Origin of the sequence: Pelodictyon luteolum DSM 273 (genome assembly GCF_000012485.1) — a bacterium.
GTDB classification, from domain to species: Bacteria; Bacteroidota; Chlorobiia; order Chlorobiales; family Chlorobiaceae; genus Chlorobium; species Chlorobium luteolum.
Genome location: NC_007512.1, coordinates 1593258 through 1612334, shown reverse-complemented (window position 1 = coordinate 1612334; position 19077 = coordinate 1593258). Strand labels below are relative to the sequence as shown.

The following is a 19077-nucleotide window of genomic DNA, read 5'->3' as shown; positions in this document are numbered from 1 at the left end:
CGCATTGAGCGTTATGCCCTCAATGCGCATCTGTTGTTGCAGGTGCGTATGTTTGGAGTTCCGGTGGTAGGTTTGCTGAAAGGGGTATAGTAAGGGGGTAACTGCCTTTTCGCGGCTACTCTATCGGGGCATCAGCGCTGCTTCAGTGCTTCTGCGATAGCTTTTGCGAAGTTCGGCCCGTCGAAGTATTCAGGAATGACGTCCACCCTCACGCCGAGCTTTTTGAGCGCTCCGGCCGTTGTGGTGCCGATGGCTGCAACGAGGCTGCCTTCGGGCAGTGCCGTCGAGCCCATTGCTTCAAAGAAATTGACGGCAGTTGATGGGCTGGTGAAGGAGAGGCAGTCGAGCTGGCCGCCCTCAAGCATCATGCGTATCTTCGCCGAGTCTTCCAGAGACGGCGGATGGTTCTCGTACACGGTAAGTTCAATGCAGGTTCCTCCCCGCTTCTGTATGACGTCTGGAATGACGCCGAGCGAGAGGTTCCCGCGAAGAAAGAGGAATGTCCTGCCTTCAATGTCTTCACTCTGGATGTCTGCCATGAGGTTCACGGCATCAGCAATCTTCGGGACAGGTTCTGTCGTTACCCCGTAGGCGGCGAGGTCTTTTTCCGTAGTCTTTCCAACAGCCCAGACTGTTGCCTTCCTGAGGTTTTCAAGCTCGCAAGGGCGTTCCTCCATCATGCGCCGCATAAACTCTCCGACGCTGTTGGGGCTCGTGAAGAAGATGCCGCTGAAGGGCGAGAGGTCGGGTACAGTCCAGCCGCCGACAGGCCTGATTTCGATTGTCGGGAAGACAACCGAATCCAGACCGTGGCTTGCAAGTTCTCTGACGAATGCTGCTGCCTGATGTTCCGGGCGGGTTACCAGGACGTTTGGCATCAGCAGCTCTTGCGGATTTCCGAAAGGATCTTTTCGGCGCCCTGCTTCAGGAGCTCCTTGGCCAGTTCAATGCCGGCTTCTTCAGCCTGGCTCGGCGAGGTGAGTCCTGTTTTGGTGATTTCGTCCCGGATGCCGATGGTGCCGTCGGTGGAGCCTACGAACGCCAGAAGGTGCAGGGTGCCGTTCTTGAACGACGCGTAGGCGCCGATCGGGATCTGGCATCCTCCCTGGAGGTGGCGGAGCAGCGCGCGCTCTGCTTTGCAGCAGTACTCGGTGGTGCTGTGGTTCATGACCTTGACGATCTCGCGGGTCTGTTCGTCGTCGACACGGGTCTCTATGCCGAGCGCACCCTGACCGACGGCAGGCAGCATGATTTCATGCGGCAGGATCTCGGAGATGCGGTCGCTGAAGTTCAGGCGGTAGACGCCGGCATAGGCAAGCATCATTGCATCGAATTCGCCTTCGTCGAACTTCTTGAAACGGGTGTTGAGGTTGCCGCGGATGTCGCAGATCTCGAAGTCGGGGCGGAGGCTTTTGAGCTGTGACATGCGACGAAGGCTGCTGGTCGCTACCTTGGCGTTTTTCGGCAGGTCGAGCAGTTTGGCGCCCGTTTTGGATATGATGACGTCGCGGGTGTCTTCGCGTTCGGTGAAGGCGCTGATGATCAGCCCTTCAGGGGTTGCGGTCGGAACATCCTTGAGGCTGTGGACGGCAAGGTCGATCTCCTTGGCAATCAGGAACTTTTCGATGTCTTTCGTGAACAGTCCCATGTCGCCGATCTTTGACAGGGGAGAGTCGAGAAGCACGTCGCCCGTGGTCTTGACCAGTTTCAGTGTGATTTCAAGATCAGGAAAGTGCCTGGAGAGTTCCGCTTTGGTGAACTCTGCCTGCCAGAGAGCGAGGGGGCTGGACCTGGTGCCGATGATAAGCTGTTTTTTCAAGGCGGTTACGGATTTGTTAATTAGTGGGACTGGTTGGGCTCTTCAAGATCAAAAACGTTGCGGACCAGATCAACCCGGCTCGGCATGTTGTCAGAGGTGCTGATGGGCGCCTTGAGCATTTTGATGGGGTGGTGCAGGATCTTTTTCATGATCCTGTCGGTCAGGTGCTCCATTCTGCGGAGCTCTTCTTCGGAGACTTTGTAGCGGTAGCGCTCAAGTTCCTTCTCCTTGATTTCAATGAACTTCGACTGGAGGTCGACGATGGTCGGCCGTACCTTCAGGGTGTTGATCCACTGGCCGAATGCGACAAGTTCCTCGTCGATGATGGAGTGGACTTTCGGGAGCTCAAGGCTGCGGCGCTCAAGGTTCTTGTCGATGATGTGCTTGAGTGCGTCGATGTCCTTCAGGAACATGTTCTGGAGCTTGCCTATTTCCGGGTCGGCGTTGCGAGGCAGGCCGAGGTCGAGGATGATGACCGGCTTCAGGCGGCGCTTCTGCATGGCCCCGTGCATGTCGGCCTCGGTGATGATGTAGTCTTTGGTGCTGACTGCGGTGATGATGATGTCGAACTCGTGCAGATGCTCCTTGTAGCTTTCAAACGGAAGGACCCGGTTGGTTCCGAGTTCTTCTGCAAGTGCTTCGGCTTTCGACTGGGTCCGGTTGGTGATGACGATGTTGCGCGCGTTCTTTGCGAACATATGCTTGGCCGCCAGTTCGCCGGTTTCACCTGCGCCGACAAGGAGGATCTTCTTCATGGAGAGGTTCGAGAAGATCTTCTGTGCCAGTTCGACGGCGGCGTAGCTGACTGAAACGGCGCCCTCCATGATCTTGGTCTTTGTCTTGACCTTCTTGGCGACGCTGAATGCCGTATGGCAGAGGCGGGTGATGAGGATGCCGGCCGCCTGTACTTCGGCAGCGATCCGGTAGGCCTCTTTGACCTGGCCGAGGATCTGTCCCTCTCCGAGGATCAGGGAATCAATTGCGCTGGAGACTTCAAAAAGATGGCGTGCGGTACCGCAGTAGAAGCGGCTGAAAAAGTGTTCGGGGCGGACATCCTTGCGGGCGTCACGGAACGAGATGATATAGTCCTTGAGATACTCGCCGGTGACTTCGTGCATGGCGGGTACGACATAGAGCTCAGTGCGGTTGCAGGTCGAGAGCACCATCGCTTCGTGTGCCAGCCCTCCGGAAATGAGGCCGGTGATGAACTCCTTGTTCTGAACTTCTGAAAGAGAGATTCTTTCCCGGATTTCAATAGGTGCAGTTTTATGATTGACACCAACTGAAATGATGTTCATAGCAGGGCTGTTTAAGTGAACCGGTTATGCTTGCAGGAGGGTAGGTAATCCTCCGGTGCCGGCATATTGCTGAGTCTTAAATATATCGCAACAGCCCCATATTTTCAAATATAGGGGCATTTTATAAGGAGATGCTGTGGAAGGTCGGTGAAAATACGGCCATCAGCGTGATGAGCAGCGTGATGAAAACGAAGAGGAAAATGAGGAGGTATGCCATATGCTTGATATCCCATCCGAGCAGCGGGCGGATGAATATGCTGGTGCCGTAGATGAGCCATATGAGGCCGAGCGTGACGAGTTTCGGGTCTGAAATGTTGATGACACCGCCCGTAGCGTTCTGCTCCACCATGCCTGCAAACAGTGTGACGGAGAGGAAAATGAACCCGAATGCGACCGCGTGCATGATGAGGCGTTCGAGCACCTCGAGGTTCGGAAGGCGCTGGAACAGCAGCTCAAAACGGTTTCGCTGGATCTGGCGGAAGAGCAGCAGGTAAAGGAAGCTGTAGAGCCCTGCGATGGCGATGGCGCTGAATCCGAAAATGGCTGCGATGAGGTGGACTCCCATACCGATGCCTGTGAAACTGGGGCTTGTGGATGACGTCTGGGCAGTCATGATGGATGAGATCAACTCTGCACCTGTTGCGAAGGCGATGACGAAAAAGCCGGTTTTGTCGCTTTTTGTGGTGAATTCTATGAAGAAATAGGTGGTGGTCAGGGTGAGGGCCACCATGGTCATGATGTTGAATGTAGAGTAGCCGATCCGGTATCCGGCTATCGAGGTCAACAGGCCGAGGTAGACGAGGTGCGTGAGCACGGTGAGCACCAGGGCCGGCTGTTTGTATTTCTTTGCGGACTGCGAATCTTTGAAAAAGTGGGCGCCGTAGAGGATGGTGGTGACGATATAGAGCATCGAGACGACCTGCGTCAGGATGAAAAGCGGGGTGTTGTCGAGGATTATATTATTCATCGTGCGCTATGCGGTAGAGCCCGGTCGTTAAGTGGATCGGCCAAAATTGCAGGGGGAATCCGTGCGGCCTTCAAGTGTGTTCGGAAAGCAAAGAAAAAGATGTATATTCCGCCCGTCACGGAACATAAATATACTTATTTACAAGGATAAAAAGATGAACAGGAAAAAGAATATCCGCAATATTGCCATCATCGCCCATGTTGACCACGGCAAAACCACCCTGGTCGATTCCATATTCCAGAAAACCGGCGTTTTCAGGGATAACCAGCAGGTCGATGTCCGTGTGATGGATTCGAACCCCCAGGAGCGTGAGCGCGGTATCACCATCTTTTCGAAGAACGCCTCCGCTATTTACAAAGACCATAAGATCAATATCGTCGATACCCCCGGCCACGCCGATTTCGGCGGCGAGGTTGAGCGCATCCTGAAGATGGTCGACGGAGTCCTTCTGCTTGTCGATGCCTTCGAGGGCCCCATGCCGCAGACCAAGTTCGTGCTGCGCAAGGCGCTTGAGCTGAAGCTGAAGCCTATCGTCGTCATCAACAAGATTGACCGCCCGCAGTCTGACCCGGTCAAGGTCCACGACCAGGTGCTCGACCTTTTCATCGCTCTCGGAGCCGATGAGGATCAGCTCGATTTTCCCTACCTGTTCACCTCCGCCAAAAACGGCATCGCCAAGTACAGCATGGATGACCCCGATGGCAACATGGATCTCTTGCTCGACATTATCATCAAGGAGATTCCTGCGCCGGCGGACAACGACGAGGGCGGGTTCCAGATGCTTGTCACCAGCCTTGATTACAATGACTATATCGGTAAAATCGCCATCGGCCGCATTTACCGCGGCAAGGTCTCTCCCGGCAGCCAGCTGGTCGTCGTCGAGCCCGAGGGCATCGTCGGCAGAGGGACGGTGACTAAGCTGTTCCAGTTCGACAGGATGCAGCGCGTGGAGGTCAAGGAGGCATCGTCGGGCGACATCGTCGCCATTGCCGGTATTTCCGATGCATCCGTCGGCCTTACCCTGACCGCTCCCGATTCCCCGGAAGTGCTCGAGTCGTTCGTGATCAGCAAGCCGACCCTTTCCATGCTCTTCTCGGTGAATGATTCGCCGTTTGCAGGCCAGGAGGGCAAAGAGGTTACCAGCCGCAAGATCCGCGAGCGCCTGATGAAGGAGGTCATGACCAACGTCGCCCTCAATGTCGAAGAGACCGAGAGCGCCGATACCTTCCGCGTGTCAGGACGGGGCGAACTCCACCTTTCCGTACTCATTGAAACCATGCGCCGCGAAGGCTATGAGCTGGCTATTGCCCGACCGCAGGTGATCCTGCACAAGGACGAGTCCGGTGCGGTGCTTGAGCCGATCGAGCACGTCACCATCGACATTCCCGATGAGTACACCGGTGTCATCATTGAAAAGATGGGTCGCAGGAAGGCGGAAATGACCCATATGGGCACGCTGCGCGGCGGCATGGTTCGTCTCGAGTTCGAGATCCCGACCCGCGGCCTCATCGGCTACAACCTTGAGTTCACCACCGATACCAAGGGCGAGGGCATCATGGCCCACGTCTTCCACGAGTACCAGCCGTTCAGGGGCAAGCTTCCCGGCCGTGAAACCGGCGCCCTGGTCGTCGCTGAAACCGGCGTCTGCGTCGCCTATGCGCTCAGCAGCCTTGAGGATCGCGGCACCTTCTTCGTCTCTCCGAACACCCGGGTGTACGCAGGCATGGTTGTCGGTGAATCCACGCGAGGTCTTGATATCACCATGAACGTCTGCAAGACCAAGAAGCTGACGAACATGCGTTCTTCGGGTACTGACGAATCGCTGCGGCTCACTCCGCCAAGGATTCTTTCCCTTGAGCAGGCCCTTGAGTTCATCAACGACGATGAGCTCCTCGAGGTGACCCCCCAGAGCATCAGGATCCGCAAGAAGATTCTCGATGCTGACATGAGGGCCAAGGCCGTCAAGCGCGCCAAAGTGGGGGAGTAACCCACCACCCCGGTAGAAAATGGAGAACCCCTGCATATCCTTCAGTGATGTGCAGGGGTTTTCTGTTTCGTGTCCTTCAGCCGCTCAGGCTGCCGAAGAGAGCATCCTATGTGTTGAAAAAGAGCCGTTTGAGTTCCTTGCGGGCCTTCCTGAGCAGCTCCCCGGCTTCGGGTTCGCTGCAGTGCAGTGCTTCGGCAATGGCATCGGTTTCTCTGCCCTCCTCTTCATGCATCCGCCATACCGCCTGCAGGTTTTCTTCAAGTTGATCGATGCACTTCTCCATTCTCGCTTCGTCTCCGGTGCCTGCAGCCGCATTGTTCCCTGTGGGTTCAAGGCTGCTGCCGAAAAGTTCACCGGCGGTTGCCGCAAGGGGAAGAGACGTGCTTACTTCGCCAAAGAGGTTGACGAAGTCATGGAATTCAAGTCCGGCACCTTCTGACGGGGTGATGCGCCCATGGATGATGTCGTCGGCAAGCTTTTCAAAAGAGCTGCGGATTTCGGGTATGCGGATAGCGAAGTCGAAACTGTCGTCACGGTCGCGCGCCTCCATGTTGTAGGGCACTTTCAAGAGCACGTTGATGCCCGCCGCCGCGGCATATTTCTCAGCCATACCGCTCTGGTCGTCGCGGTTGATGATGAGCCCAAGCAGACGGGAGCGCCCGCCAATCGTCCTGAAATAGTTGTTTGCACGGCAGATGTTGTTTGCCGTAAAGATCGACTGTCGGTCATTGCTGGTGACCAGGATGACCTCTTCGCTGAGCGAACGGGCCAGAGGTGTGGCAAAGCCGCCGCAGACGACATCACCGAGGAAGTCCATGAGGATGATGTCGAGGTCCCATTTGAACAGCCCGAGCTTTTCAAGCAGATCGAATCCCGATATGATGCCGCGCCCGCCGCATCCGCGACCAACCTGGGGGCCGCCGAGCTCGATACCGTATATGGGCTGGGGGAAGTCGGGAATGTCTCTGCGGAAGACGATGTCGCTGATCTCAAGTTCCTCGTTCCGGGCGTTCTTTTCAGTGAACACCTCGGTGACTGTCGGCAGGGAGATGCCGCCGAAGAGCGAGGTCGTGGAGTCATGCTTCGGGTCGCAGCCAAGCTGCAGCACCCGTTTTCCCATGAGGGAGAATGTTGCTGCAAGGTTGGTCGTCGTGAAGCTTTTGCCGATGCCACCTTTTCCGTATATCGCCAGAGTGCGTGCTGCCATTCGGGTGTGCTCAGGGTTTCGGGGCAGTGTGGCAGGGTGTTCCGCCCTCTTCGGCTTCTTTTTTCCATGTGAGGATCATCTTCATGCAGTCGGGGTCGTTGAATGCCTGCATGTAGGCGTCTGTGATGGCATCGTCCACCGGGTGGTGGTGGGTGAAGATCTTTTCGGTGTTGAGCCGCCCTTCGGCTATGAGCTTGCGGACACGTTCCAGGTCGCCCTTGGCCCATTGCTTTGCGGCAATGAAGGAGAGTTCCTTCTGGAAAGCCTGCGAGTAATCAATGTTCATGCGCTGGTAGTAGCCGCCGAATATGACCTGCCCATGGAATTTGAGGAAGCGCAGGCCGGTGTCGATCGCGCTCATGATGCCGGTGCTGTCGATGAGCACGTCGAACTCATGGCCTGCTAGCGCAGCCATCACGTCCTCGGTGTCAGGGTTGATTCTGATGTCGGCCGGTGAGTGGCGGAGGCGGTTCTGGGAGGGTTCCGTGGCGGCAACGAGTGCAGCCCCCATGAGTTTTGCAAGTTCCGCGGCCAGGAGCCCGACTGCCCCCTGGCCGAGCACCAGCACTTTCTTTCCTTTTACGGCTGCCAGATCTACGATGTGCAAAGCCGTTGCGCCAAGCGGAAGGGCGATGCCGCACTGCGGGTTTTCTATGCCCTCAAGCACGGTGAGGCTCTCCACCGGGCATGCAACGAACTGCGACGCTCCCCCGAAAGCGGCGTTCACCCCTTCATAGCCGAACGAACCTGCGATGTAGGCGTACCTGCCGATGAGTTCACGGTTGACATGAGCGCCGACTTCGGTGATTTTGCCGACGGTTTCATAGCCCGGAATGAACGGATAGATGAAGGGCGGGGAGGGTATGAGGCCATTGAAGGCCATCTTTTCCGTTCCGGTGCTGATGGATGACCACCAGGTTTCAACAAGGACGTCGGTCGAGGAGAGCGGTTTGAGGGTCACTTCCCGGAGCTCTATCTGCCGCACGCCGGTAAAGACGATGGCTTTTGATTTCATGCGGCCTCCCCTGCCTTCATTTTCTTTTCATTGCGCTTTTCAAGCAAGAGGCGGATGACGAACTGCAGAGCGTTGATGAGGTAGCTGAGGTAGGCGGCAAGTGCCGTCCAGAGCAGGATCGACTCATCGAGGCCCATGTAGAAGAGAATGAAGTAGGATACATGGACCACCATGGCGATGGAGCTCCCGAAGTCCTCCCAGAAGAATTCAGGAGCGAAGGCAAACGCTCCGAAGACCTCTTTTTCAAAAAAGCCGCCTGTGATGAATATCAGGAAGAGCATGAAGGTTTTCAGGGTCACGAAAAAGGTGACCCATGCGAAGTTGTCTATCCAGATGTCGTACTTGTAGAGGTAGGTGATGGTGACGCCCAGAAGGAACATGACGAACTGGATGGGCGCCAGAATGGCCTGTACGGTTGTCCAGACGGAGGCGTTGCGGCGCTGGAGCTGCTCGGGTGTATAACGGGGCATGGGACGAATGGTTTCACGGGTATAGGGAACAGGGGAAACGGGCCGTTCGGCCCCTTCCCCGGAAAGCAGGTAAATATAGCAATTCGATGAAAATATACCTTGGCCAATGTCGGATGGCCGGGTCTCTCAGCTCATTCAGCGAAGCTTCCAGTCATAGGCGTTCCAGAGGGTTGCGATGAGGTTGACGTCAGCGTTCTCCACCCGACTGCTGAACCCCTCAAGTTCGTCATAATAGTACAGGAATGTTCTCGGCTGGTCGCGGTGGAGGATCTGCTGGTATTCTTTCCAGAGAGCCAGTTCGAGGGCTGGTTGCTGCGGGCCGCTGAGTGCTTCGATGACTGCATCAAGCCGTTGGTTCTGGAATGCCGATGAGTTGAACGTGCGTTTTTCAAAGTCGGACCCCCAGATGATCAGCTGGAAGGGAAGGGTTTCGGCAGCCAGCCCCGACAGGGCCGCTTCATAGCGGAACTCGTTCTGGTTCTTCAGGAAAATGAGGCTTTCATCGAACCGGAGGCGGCAGTCGATGCCGATCTGGCGGAGGTTCTGCTGGATGATGGTGGCCGCGTAGTTCCGCCTTGGGTTGCCAACAGGTGCGGCAAGTTCAAAAGTGAACCTTCTGCCTGCTTTCCGGAGGATGCCGTCCGGGCCCGGTGTCCATCCAGCCGCGGTGAGCAGCTCCGAGGCTTTGCCCGGGTCGTAGGCATACGGGTCGAGCGATGTGTCGGTGATCTGGCGGTAGGCCGGAGAGAGCGATGTGTTGACGATTTCGGCATGTTCTGGACCCATGAACCCGTCGATGATCGACTGGCGGTCGATGGCGAGCGTGAGCGCACGGCGGACCATTTTGTCTCCGAAGAGCGGGTTGGGTTTTACGAGATGTTGCCGGCGCCATACTTCGCCGTCGATGTTCAGCCAGACGATGCTGTCGAAGTAGCGGTCTTTCACCGGCCGGATGACGACGTCCTTTGCCATGGTGGAGAGGTCCGGGACATCTTTCGGGTTGATGCCTCCGGCGGAGAGCATCGCGTCAACCTGGCCGGAGCGGAGCATGGCCAGGCGCGTCGTGTATTCGGGGACCACGAGGAAGATCAGCTGGCGTGTCACGGCGGGGTGCGGAAGGGTTGAGGAGGGACTGCTTTCCAGCACCAGCTTTTCCTGTCGCGCCCATTTCAGCACTCTGTAGGGCCCTGCTCCGACAATCGGGATCTCTGCGGCACGGCTGCGGATCTCGTCGGGGCTGTACTTCCGGAACACATGTTCGGCCACCGGCATCAGGTCGTTGAAGTGGTCGAGGATGATGGCGGGGGAGAGTGGACGGCGGAAACGGAGCACCAGGGTAGAATCATTCGGGGTTTCGACCGAGCGGGCGATGTCGGGGGAGCCATCGGCGTTTAAAAGCAGATCCTCAAGGTAGTGCTGCCTTGTGCTGGCCGTTGCGGGATTTGCATAAAGGGTGTAGGAATATTTGAAGTCTTCCGCTGTCAGCTTTTCCCCGTCTTCCCAGACCGCTCCGGGTTGCAGGTGGAATGTCGCCGTGCGGCCATCCGCCGAGAACTCCCAGCGTTCAGCCGCTGAAGGCAGGAAGGTGATGGTGCCTTTTTCGATGTCATAGGACGGCTTGACGAGTGAGGGGTAGATGAGGGCACAGGCTTCACGCGACATCGAAAGCTGGATGAGCAGCGGGTTCAGATGGTCGAAATCTGCCGATACCGCTGCGATGATGGTTTCTTTCCGGGCTTCGGCATTGTTCTGCCGGCAGGAGGTGAGGGTGCCGAGGAAGAGCAGGACAACGAGGAGTGCGGTGATGGTTCTCTGCATGGGGGGAAGAGGTGTTAGATGTCGGGGAAGCAGGCCGTGAAGGTTCGAACGGCCGGGGTTGTGGTTTCTATGAGCCCTTCGCCGTATTGGGCGCCGATCTGTTCGCCGAGCGCGCGTGCCCGGGCTTCAAGGCCGCTGAGAAACTCCTTGCGTTTGATCAGTGTGGCCGGCGAACCGCTCTCGCCCTCCTGCCAGAACTGGGAGGTGAAGGAGAGGAGCCCATGGCGTGAGGCCTCGAAAGTATCGGACACGTCGACGATCATGTCCGGAGCGAGGTCCCTGAACTGGATATAGTGGAAAATGTGGCGCGGCCGGTGCGGTTCCTGCGGGGTGCCCCCGTCAGTGGTTTTCAGCTGGCGGAGCCCGGAATAGTAACAGGCGTCAGTCACCAGCTTCGAGGCTTTCACATGGTCGGGGTGGCGCTCTTCGGCCGGATTGCAGAAGACCGCCTGCGGGCGGAAGCGGCGGATGACTGCTATGACGGCGTGGAGGTTCTCTTCGTTGTAGAAAAGTTTCGAGTCGCCGAGGTCGAGCTGCACGCGTTCACGGTAGCCCATGGCTTTCGCGGCTTCCGCGGCCTCTTTCCGACGGGTTTCGGGAGTGCCGAGCGTGCCCATTTCCCCGCGGGTGAGGTCGCAGACGGCGACCTTGCTGCCTTCGCCCATTATTTTAAGCAGCGTCGCACCGCATGAGAGTTCGACATCGTCGGGATGGGCGCCGAAGGCCAGGGCGTAAACACGGGAGCCGTCACTTTCCATTTGCATCGTATATTGCCTCCGGGCTCTGGATGCGCCCTCGAGGAGTTTCCCGTGTACCGGGCGGCCTGATGGACTGTTCCAGTAATGATAAAAAGTACTGCAGATGCTGAAAGTAAAGATTGTGCGGCTTAACAAACAAGCGTTTCTGCCGGTTTATGCTACACGACACGCCGCAGGCATGGATGTTTCCGCCTGCCTTGAGGCTCCGGTTGTTGTGGCGCCGGGCTCGGCGGAGCTTATTGCGACGGGACTGGCCATAGAGCTTCCCGAAGGATATGAGGCCCAGCTGCGACCGCGCAGCGGGCTTGCTCTGCGTAACCTCATATCCCTTCCCAATTCTCCGGCAACGATCGATGCTGATTACCGAGGTGAGGTGAAGGTGATTCTCGTCAATCACGGCAGGGACCCGTTCAAGGTCAGCCACGGTGACCGCATTGCGCAGATGGTCGTCGCCCGTGTCGAGCAGGTTTCCTTCGTTGAAGTCGACACGCTCGGCGATACGGAGCGCGGTGAGGGCGGGTTCGGTCACACCGGCATGGGGCAAGGGTAAGGGTCGATCCCTATTTTCAGCCGGTCTTGAGGTATTCCAGGCCGAACTTGTCGAGTTTGCGGTAAAGGGTTGCCCTTCCGATGCCGAGCATCCGTGCAGTTTTGGTGAGGTTGCCGTTCGAGGCCTTGTATGCTTTCAGTATCGCTTCCCGTTCGTGCTCCTCAAGCGAGTAGGACTGCATGTCGGGTCCATGGCCAGCCGAGCGCTGTGCGGCTGAACCCGCGAGCGCAGATGCGGGGTGTCCGGCTGTGCTGCCGTTTCCGTGCTTGAGGATCGGGCGAAGGGAATCGACCTCATCTCCTTTTCTTGTAACGGCCGCCCGCTGGACGGCGTTTTTGAGCTCACGGATGTTCCCCGGCCAGTGATACTCTTTGGACCCCGCGAGCGCTTCATCGGTGAAGCTGAGCTTTTCGATGTTGTTGGCACTGGCGAACTCATCCAGAAAATGGCGCGCCAGCAAAGGGATGTCTTCGGGCCTTTCTCTGAGCGGCGGAAGGAAGAGCGGGAACTCTTCCAGCCGGTAGTAGAGGTCCTCGCGGAACTGGTTTGAGCGTATGGCATCGGCGAAGTTCCTGTTGGTTGCCGAAATGACCCGGAAGTCGACCGAACGCTCGTGTTTTTCACCAACCCGGCGGATTTTCCTCTCCTGTATTGCCCTGAGCACCTTTGCCTGGATGTCTGCTTCCATGTCACCGATCTCGTCGAGGAAGATGGTGCCCTTGTCAGCCTGCTCGAAAAAACCGGTGTGGTCGGTGGCTGCGCCGGTAAACGACCCCTTTGCGTGGCCGAAGAGTATGCTGTCGGCCAGCGTGCTGGATATGGCGGCGCAGTTGACCGAGACGAATGGTCCGCAGTTTCTTCTGCTGCCCTGATGGATCGCCTGGGCGAAGAGCTCCTTGCCTGTGCCGCTTTCCCCGAGTATCAGGACGTTCAGGTCGGTTTCCATGACCTGGACGGCCTGTTCCATGGATGCCTTTATGGCCCTGCTTCTGCCGATGATGTGCTGGAAGATGTCACGCGTCCGGAGTTCCTTCTTCAGGTTTTTGACTTCGATCTGCAGCGCCGATTCGGCAAGGGAGTTGCGCATGACGATTTCAAGCCGGTCGATGTTCAGTGGCTTGGTCAGGTATTCATAGGCGCCGAGCTTGATGCATTTGACCGCCTGGGGAATGTCGTGCGAAGCCGTGATGATGATGACCGGGGTTTTGATGTGCTCTGTCTTCATGTGCAGCATCACTTCAAATCCGTCCTTGCCCGGCATGTTGATGTCGAGCAGGATGACATCGGGCGACTGTTCCGTGATGCTCTCGATGCACTCCATGCCGTTCTGCACGACCAGAGCCGTGTAGCCCATTTTCCTGACGAAATGACTGAAGATCCTCCGCGAGGTTTCGTCATCATCGGCAATGAGCACGGTATTTTTTCGCGCTGCCGGTTTCCTGTCCGACGGCGGGATGGTATGGCATGTCTTTTTCACTGCAGTATTCCTTTTCAAGCCGGGGGGAAGATTTCCGGTAAAGGAAGGCTGAAAACCCCCCTGTTGGGGGATCTCGGGGGATTTTCAGCATTCAGTTCTGCCGCTATTCTGGCAGGCGACTATAAGAGGGGGTGGTTCTTCAGTTCTGCTGGCCGGGCGTACCGGGCAGCTGTGCAGCAGGAGCCGCAGGTGCGGCGGTTTCTTTCTGCGAGAAGGGGATCTGCTTGATCTCTTTTTTCGCTTTGTCACCGCTTCCGCCCATCTGCATGGCGCCCGGCATGCCGCCAGGCATGACGCTGCCCATCAGCTGGCCGAGTCCGGCGCTGACATTGTTGAACAGGTCCTGAACCTGACCGGTCGCAACGGTCGTGTTCAGGCTCTCGAGGATGTTGGTCCAGAGCTTGCCGAGCTCCTGGAATGAGCTTTTGACCTGCTCGGAGTTCAGGGTTGCCGTGACGCCGTCGACGAGCTGGCCGGTAGCCGAGCTGACGGTGCTGATCATTTCCTTGACCTGGTCGGAGTTCATGGTGGATGTTACGCCGTCGACGAGCTGGCCGGTGGCCGAGCTGACGGTGCTGATCATTTCCTTGACCTGGTCGGAGTTTATGGTGGTGGTGACTCCCTCAATCAGCTGGCCGGTGGCCGAACTGACCGAATTGATCACGCCCTGCACCGATTCGATGGTGGAATCGATGAGCAGGCCCATATTGCCGATGAGATGTGCCATGTCGCCATTGCCGACATTGGCTCCCTGCATGTCTGCCTGTTTTGCCGGTGCCGCCGGTTTGTTGAGCTCTTCTGCCATGATGCTGTATTGTTTTATGGATGGTTGTTGGTGTTAGTGGTATTTTCGCAATATACGCAATCCCAGCACCAAGTCATTAAGTGACGGCAGTAATTCGTTGTCATATCACGTCACTGTTTTTCATGACATCCAGGGGCCTGTCCCCCCTTGGCCGCAAACCGTCTCAGCCCCCGAATTTCGCCATCAGCTTTTCTGCCGCCTGCCGTCCGCTGAGGGCGGCGCCTTCCATGGACGCCAGATAGTGCTGGTCGGTATAGTCTCCTGCCAGAAACAGGTTTCTCACGGGGCCAAGCTGGTCTGGGCGGTACCGGTCGACATCGGGAACGGCCTTGTAGACGGACTGGGGAATTTTCACGATGGTCGATTTCAGGAGTTTCGCATCGCGGGATTTCGGGAACCGGTTATGGATGTCTTTCATCACCATGTCCGTGATGACATGGTTCGGCATGTCCATCAGCTGGTGCGCGGGGGCGAGTACGAGGCTCATGACGCTGCCGCCGTTTGCGGTGCCCATGCCGGCCTGGAAGTCGTCGGGGCAGGTCAGGGAGACATCGGCGAAGGTGGCGAAAATGGTGCCTTCAGAGAACATGAGGTTGTCAGTATCGGTGATCTTGCGGTCGAACCACAGCTGGCAGTTGATGACCGGACTTCCGGTGAACTGATGGAGGTTGCGGAAGTAGTCGTGACGGAGCCATTCGTCCGGGAGGACCTTTTTCAGGTTGTGGACCGGCAGGGCGGAGATGTAGGCATCGGCTTCGATGGTGTGGCCGTCGCGGAGCACGGCGCTCTTGATTGTCTCGTCGCCTTCAAGCTCAAAGCGGCTGAGGCGGGCGTCCACGAATATCCTCCCTCCGCGGCTCTGGATATACTGCCGCATCGGCTCAATCATCGACTCGCCGGGGTTTTTGCGGAAAAAGCCGAACTTGGTCGCTGCGTAGTCGGTGCCGAAGTACTTGAATATGGTGATCATCGGCCGTGCGCTGATGACATTCGGCTCGATGAAGTTCATTGCCAGAGCGATGGCCCGCCAGAGTTTCTGGAGAGAGTGCTCAGAGGCTCCGTGCAGCCGGTGCCATTCCGAGTATGTCATGTGGTCCTGGCTGCGGAAATACTCCTCGTTTCCGGCCAGTGCAGGCCAGAGGCCCTTGATGAGTGAAATCTTGTCCCACATGGTGAGGAAGTCGGCCTGCATGCCGCCCACCACTTCGGCCCAGGGGCTCGGCAGGTTGGCTTTCCTGAAGAATGACTGGGCCCCGTCGGGTTCTGCGTATATGAGGGAGTGCTCCTTCCAGAGGTAGTTGTCTTCAGCTCCGACCCGTTTCAGGTACTCCTGCAGCTGGCTGTATCCGCCGAAGACGATATGGAGGCCCGATTCGATGGAGTCACCCTCACTGTCTTTCCATACCGAGACCTTTCCGCCGAGCACCTTGCGCTTTTCATAGATTTCAACGCTGTGGCCCCGTTCAACAAGTTCTATGGCGGCTGAGAGCCCTGCGACTCCTGCGCCGAAAATGGCAATTTTCACCGTTCAACAGATATCTAAATGGTTGGAAACTCTCTCTCTCTCTCTCTCCGGTCGCTCTTTGTCGTCCGTGCACTGCAATTCAAACGTGAATATAGGGATTTGAGACGGGATTCGGCAATGCTGACGCTTCTGCCTTAGGCCCTCAGCGAGTGAGCGCCCGCAGTGCCCTGTCAATTTCCGAAATGATCCGCACGCCGAGCTTCAGTCCCTCTTTGACGACGAAGCGCAGGTCATCGGCCGCCACTCTCGCGGTGGGCTCTATGAACACTTTTTTTTCTATTGTTTTTCTTTCTTCCGGGCGAGGGTTCGGCCGCTCTATCTGATAGTTGCTCATTACCTGGGGGTGTGTCATTTTTCAGTGGACTCTTTCGGCGAATTGAATAAATTGCACAATCACTTGAAGGAAAGCAATACGAAACAACCCGATACGCGCTTTTCCTGTTCCCGGGAAATGTGTTTTACGCTCCCATCCCTAAATTATTTAAGAAATAATGCGATCATATGCCTTCTTTTTAAGAAAATCATTGCTTATTTCTTAGAAATGTGTAATTTTCTTACAAAATTGAATTTAATCCGCCACCGTTATGTCGGGACATCTTGATCTGATCGACTTGAAAATCATCGAGTCCATGGGGGAGAATGGACGGATCCGGCTGAGCGAACTCGCCGAGGTCGTGGGCCTTTCCATCCCGTCCGTCAGTGAACGGCTTGACAAGCTGCAGAAAAACGGCATTGTCAAGGGCTTTACGATGGATGTTGACGAACGCCAGCTCGGCTTCGATATCCAGGCGTTCGTGCGGGTCCGGGTTGATTCCTCCAAGCATTACAAGTCCTTCATGGAGCATGTGATGAAGGAGGACGAGATCATGGAGTGCTATTCCGTCACCGGCGAGGGGTCGCATATCCTCCGGGTCATGACCCACAACACCGGATCGCTCGAGAAGTTCCTTTCACGCATACAGAGCTGGCCGGGAGTGATGAGCACGAATACGAGCTTTGTGCTTTCCCAGCTGAAGAAGACGAGGAAAATAGGAGCGGACATCATCCGCAACAATCTGCAGGACCGCCAGGTGCTGATCACCTACGACGAGAAGAAGTCGAGGAAATAGGCGGAGGGCAGCATTCCTTTAGGCAGCATTCATTTATTGTTTTACGTATTCGATTTTGACAGGCAACACCAAGCAAACCAACAAGGAGGTTCTCTTGAGCATCGAGAATAAAAATGTGGTTTCGTCCTATTTCGGGGCGATGACCTTCGACCAGAAAGCCATGCGGGCCAGACTCCCCAAAGAGGTCTTTACCGCACTGCAGGATACCATCAGGGCCGGCAGGGAGATTACTGAAGAGATTGCGGGCGTCGTAGCCCACGGCATGAAAGAGTGGGCGATGGACAACGGCGCCACCCACTATACCCACTGGTTCCAGCCGATGACAGGCTCGACGGCTGAAAAGCATGACGCGTTCCTTTCCATCGATCGCGACGGTACCCCGATAGAGCGTTTTTCCGGTGAGCAGCTCATCCAGGGCGAGCCTGATGCTTCGAGTTTCCCCTCCGGCGGCATGCGCACCACGTTCGAAGCCCGCGGCTACACCGCATGGGATCCTTCCAGCCCGGCTTTCCTCATGAAGGGCGGCAACTGCGTGACGCTCTGCATCCCGACTGTCTTCATCTCCTATAACGGAGAGGCACTTGATGCCAAGACCCCGCTCCTGCGCTCCATGAATGCCGTCAGCAAGGCATCCCTTCGTCTTCTCGAAACGCTTGGTACGAAGGGCGTTTCCCGCGTCAAGACCTTTGCCGGCGTCGAGCAGGAATACTTCCTCATCGACAAGAAGTTCTACAGCGAGCGTCCCGACCTCATCATGTGCGGCCGCACCCTGCTCGGTGCAATGCCGCCGAAGGGCCAGCAGCTTGAGGACCACTATTTCGGCGCCATTCCGGACCGCGTTCTCGAGTTCATGCAGGAGGTCGAGCATGAGCTCTACCTGCTTGGCATTCCCGCCAAGACCCGCCACAACGAGGTGGCTCCGCACCAGTTCGAGATCGCTCCGCTTTTCGAGGAGGCAAACGTTGCCACAGACCACAACCTTCTGATCATGGAGGTGATGCGCAAGATCGCAGAGAAGAAAGGCTTTGCGCTTCTTCTGCTTGAAAAGCCGTTTGCCGGCATCAACGGTTCGGGCAAGCACAACAACTGGTCCATCGGTACCGATACCGGCGTCAACCTGCTCGATCCGGGTGATACCCCCGAAAAGAACATCCAGTTCCTCGTCTTCCTCGTCGCCGTCCTGAAGGGCGTATACAAACGCGCCGACGTGCTCCGCATGTCCATCTCAAGCATCGGCAACGACCACCGGCTTGGTGCCAACGAGGCTCCTCCGGCAGTCGTCACCGTCTTCCTTGGCGACCTGCTTGAGCGAGTACTTGATGCGATTGAGAGCGGCAAGATAGATCTGAAGACGGAAAAGCAGGTGCTGAACCTCGGACTCTCGCAGGTTCCAGTGGTCAACAAGGACTACACTGACCGAAACCGTACCTCGCCCTTCGCCTTCACCGGCAACAAGTTCGAGTTCCGGGCCGTCGGTTCCAGCCAGGCTGTTTCCGTGCCGAACATGGTGCTCAACACCCTCATGGCCGAAGCCGTCGACGATATGGCCGACACGATTGAAGCCAAGATCAAGGCCGGAAAAGACCGCGATTCGGCAATCCTTGAAACCCTCCGCGAGGAAATCACCGCAACCAAAGCGATCCGCTACCCGGGTGACAACTACAGCGATGCTCTGCAGCAGGCAGCAAAAGAGCGTGGTCTGCCGAACCTGAAGAACACCCCGGAGGCTCTCAGAGTACTGGAGAGCAAGGACGTGCAGTCGGTGTTCGTCAAATACGGCGTGCTCAGCGTCGAGGAGATCGAGTCGCGTCTGAACATCCGCCTCGAGCGGTATGTGAAGGGCGTGGACATCGAGGCCCGCACCCTGCAGCTCATGCTGAAAACCCTTGTCATCCCCGATGTTAGCGAGTACCAGGGCGACATCGGCAGCTCCTTCAACAATCTGCTCTCGGCTTCGGACGAGATCGGTCTTTCGAAGGCTGCCCTCAAGAGTCAGGCTGGTCACTACAGGACTCTTGCAGAGAACCTTTCGCTCCTCATCGACCTCACGTCCGAACTGGATGAGGTGGTCGAGAAGCTCGAAACGCTTGATGGCGAATTCGCAAAGGCTGACTACTGTGCCGACACCATTCTGCCCTTCATGCTGAAGGTCCGCGAAGTGGCCGACCGCCTCGAGCTTATGGTAGACCGCAGTCGCTGGCAGCTTCCGACCTACTCGGAAATGCTCTTCGAACATTGATCCGCCGTTCGTAAGAAGTAAACCAGAAAGGCC

General features: G+C 56.9%; 17 protein-coding genes. 4 read left to right on the top strand and 13 right to left on the bottom strand.

Annotated features, from left to right (window positions below):
* Positions 1-131 precede the first annotated feature (131 nt).
* The 4 genes from PLUT_RS07400 to PLUT_RS07385 all read right to left on the bottom strand — a co-directional run bounded on the left by PLUT_RS07400 (position 132) and on the right by PLUT_RS07385 (position 4084).
* Positions 132-878, bottom strand: a complete 747-nt coding sequence (locus PLUT_RS07400) for a uroporphyrinogen-III synthase (protein WP_011358159.1) — start codon at positions 876-878, stop codon at positions 132-134.
* Entirely contained in the window at positions 878-1819 is a 942-nt protein-coding gene (hemC, locus tag PLUT_RS07395) for a hydroxymethylbilane synthase (protein WP_011358158.1), read from the bottom strand. The genes PLUT_RS07400 and hemC overlap by 1 nt, the downstream gene beginning before the upstream one ends.
* 20 nt (positions 1820-1839) lie before the next feature.
* Positions 1840-3117, bottom strand: a complete 1278-nt coding sequence (hemA, locus tag PLUT_RS07390; protein WP_011358157.1) for a glutamyl-tRNA reductase — start codon at positions 3115-3117, stop codon at positions 1840-1842.
* A 121-nt stretch (positions 3118-3238) separates the two neighbouring features.
* The gene (locus PLUT_RS07385) at positions 3239-4084 is read right to left on the bottom strand and encodes a cytochrome C assembly family protein (RefSeq protein ID WP_011358156.1); all 846 of its coding nucleotides are present in this window, start codon (positions 4082-4084) and stop codon (positions 3239-3241) included.
* Between the two features lie 154 nt (positions 4085-4238).
* Between PLUT_RS07385 and typA the strand changes: the two genes are divergently transcribed.
* Positions 4239-6071: a translational GTPase TypA gene (typA, locus tag PLUT_RS07380; RefSeq protein WP_011358155.1), complete on the top strand. Its 1833-nt coding sequence runs from the start codon at positions 4239-4241 to the stop codon at positions 6069-6071.
* Positions 6072-6177: 106 nt separating this feature from the next.
* Here the strand turns inward: typA and PLUT_RS07375 are convergent, their stop codons facing one another.
* From PLUT_RS07375 to bshB1, 5 genes are all read right to left on the bottom strand, one after another.
* Positions 6178-7278 (bottom strand): chlorophyllide a reductase iron protein subunit X, encoded by a 1101-nt coding sequence (locus PLUT_RS07375; RefSeq protein WP_011358154.1) that lies wholly within the window; start codon positions 7276-7278, stop codon positions 6178-6180.
* 10 nt (positions 7279-7288) lie between these two features.
* Positions 7289-8293 (bottom strand): chlorophyll synthesis pathway protein BchC, encoded by a 1005-nt coding sequence (gene bchC, locus PLUT_RS07370; RefSeq protein ID WP_011358153.1) that lies wholly within the window; start codon positions 8291-8293, stop codon positions 7289-7291.
* Positions 8290-8763, bottom strand: a complete 474-nt coding sequence (bchF, locus tag PLUT_RS07365; protein ID WP_011358152.1) for a 2-vinyl bacteriochlorophyllide hydratase — start codon at positions 8761-8763, stop codon at positions 8290-8292. The genes bchC and bchF overlap by 4 nt, the downstream gene beginning before the upstream one ends.
* A 135-nt stretch (positions 8764-8898) precedes the next feature.
* Complete coding sequence (locus PLUT_RS07360) at positions 8899-10581, bottom strand: ABC transporter substrate-binding protein (protein WP_011358151.1); 1683 nt, start codon at positions 10579-10581, stop codon at positions 8899-8901.
* 14 nt (positions 10582-10595) lie between these two features.
* Positions 10596-11345 (bottom strand): bacillithiol biosynthesis deacetylase BshB1, encoded by a 750-nt coding sequence (bshB1, locus tag PLUT_RS07355; RefSeq protein WP_011358150.1) that lies wholly within the window; start codon positions 11343-11345, stop codon positions 10596-10598.
* 97 nt (positions 11346-11442) lie between these two features.
* On the opposite strand from bshB1, the gene dut reads away from it, so the two are divergent.
* A complete protein-coding gene (gene dut / locus PLUT_RS07350) occupies positions 11443-11889 on the top strand; it encodes a dUTP diphosphatase (RefSeq protein WP_011358149.1) in 447 nt (148 codons plus the stop codon).
* Between the two features lie 16 nt (positions 11890-11905).
* Here dut and PLUT_RS07345 read toward each other — a convergent pair whose 3' ends face one another.
* From PLUT_RS07345 to PLUT_RS07330, 4 genes are all read right to left on the bottom strand, one after another.
* The gene (locus tag PLUT_RS07345; RefSeq protein ID WP_049752375.1) at positions 11906-13366 is read right to left on the bottom strand and encodes a sigma-54-dependent transcriptional regulator; all 1461 of its coding nucleotides are present in this window, start codon (positions 13364-13366) and stop codon (positions 11906-11908) included.
* Positions 13367-13505: 139 nt separating this feature from the next.
* Positions 13506-14171, bottom strand: a complete 666-nt coding sequence (gene csmH, locus PLUT_RS07340) for a chlorosome envelope protein H (protein ID WP_011358147.1) — start codon at positions 14169-14171, stop codon at positions 13506-13508.
* Between the two features lie 163 nt (positions 14172-14334).
* Positions 14335-15696 carry an FAD-dependent oxidoreductase gene (locus PLUT_RS07335; protein WP_011358146.1) on the bottom strand — a complete coding sequence of 454 codons (1362 nt, stop codon included), beginning with the start codon at positions 15694-15696 and terminating at the stop codon, positions 14335-14337.
* Positions 15697-15838: 142 nt separating this feature from the next.
* Positions 15839-16030, bottom strand: a complete 192-nt coding sequence (locus tag PLUT_RS07330) for a hypothetical protein (protein ID WP_162010068.1) — start codon at positions 16028-16030, stop codon at positions 15839-15841.
* Between the two features lie 250 nt (positions 16031-16280).
* Here PLUT_RS07330 and PLUT_RS07325 point away from each other — a divergent pair, with 250 nt between their 5' ends.
* Both PLUT_RS07325 and PLUT_RS07320 read left to right on the top strand, forming a co-directional pair.
* Positions 16281-16805 (top strand): Lrp/AsnC family transcriptional regulator, encoded by a 525-nt coding sequence (locus PLUT_RS07325; protein WP_011358145.1) that lies wholly within the window; start codon positions 16281-16283, stop codon positions 16803-16805.
* 94 nt (positions 16806-16899) lie between these two features.
* Positions 16900-19044 carry a glutamine synthetase III gene (locus tag PLUT_RS07320; protein WP_041464147.1) on the top strand — a complete coding sequence of 715 codons (2145 nt, stop codon included), beginning with the start codon at positions 16900-16902 and terminating at the stop codon, positions 19042-19044.
* The last annotated feature ends 33 nt before the right edge of the window (positions 19045-19077 follow it).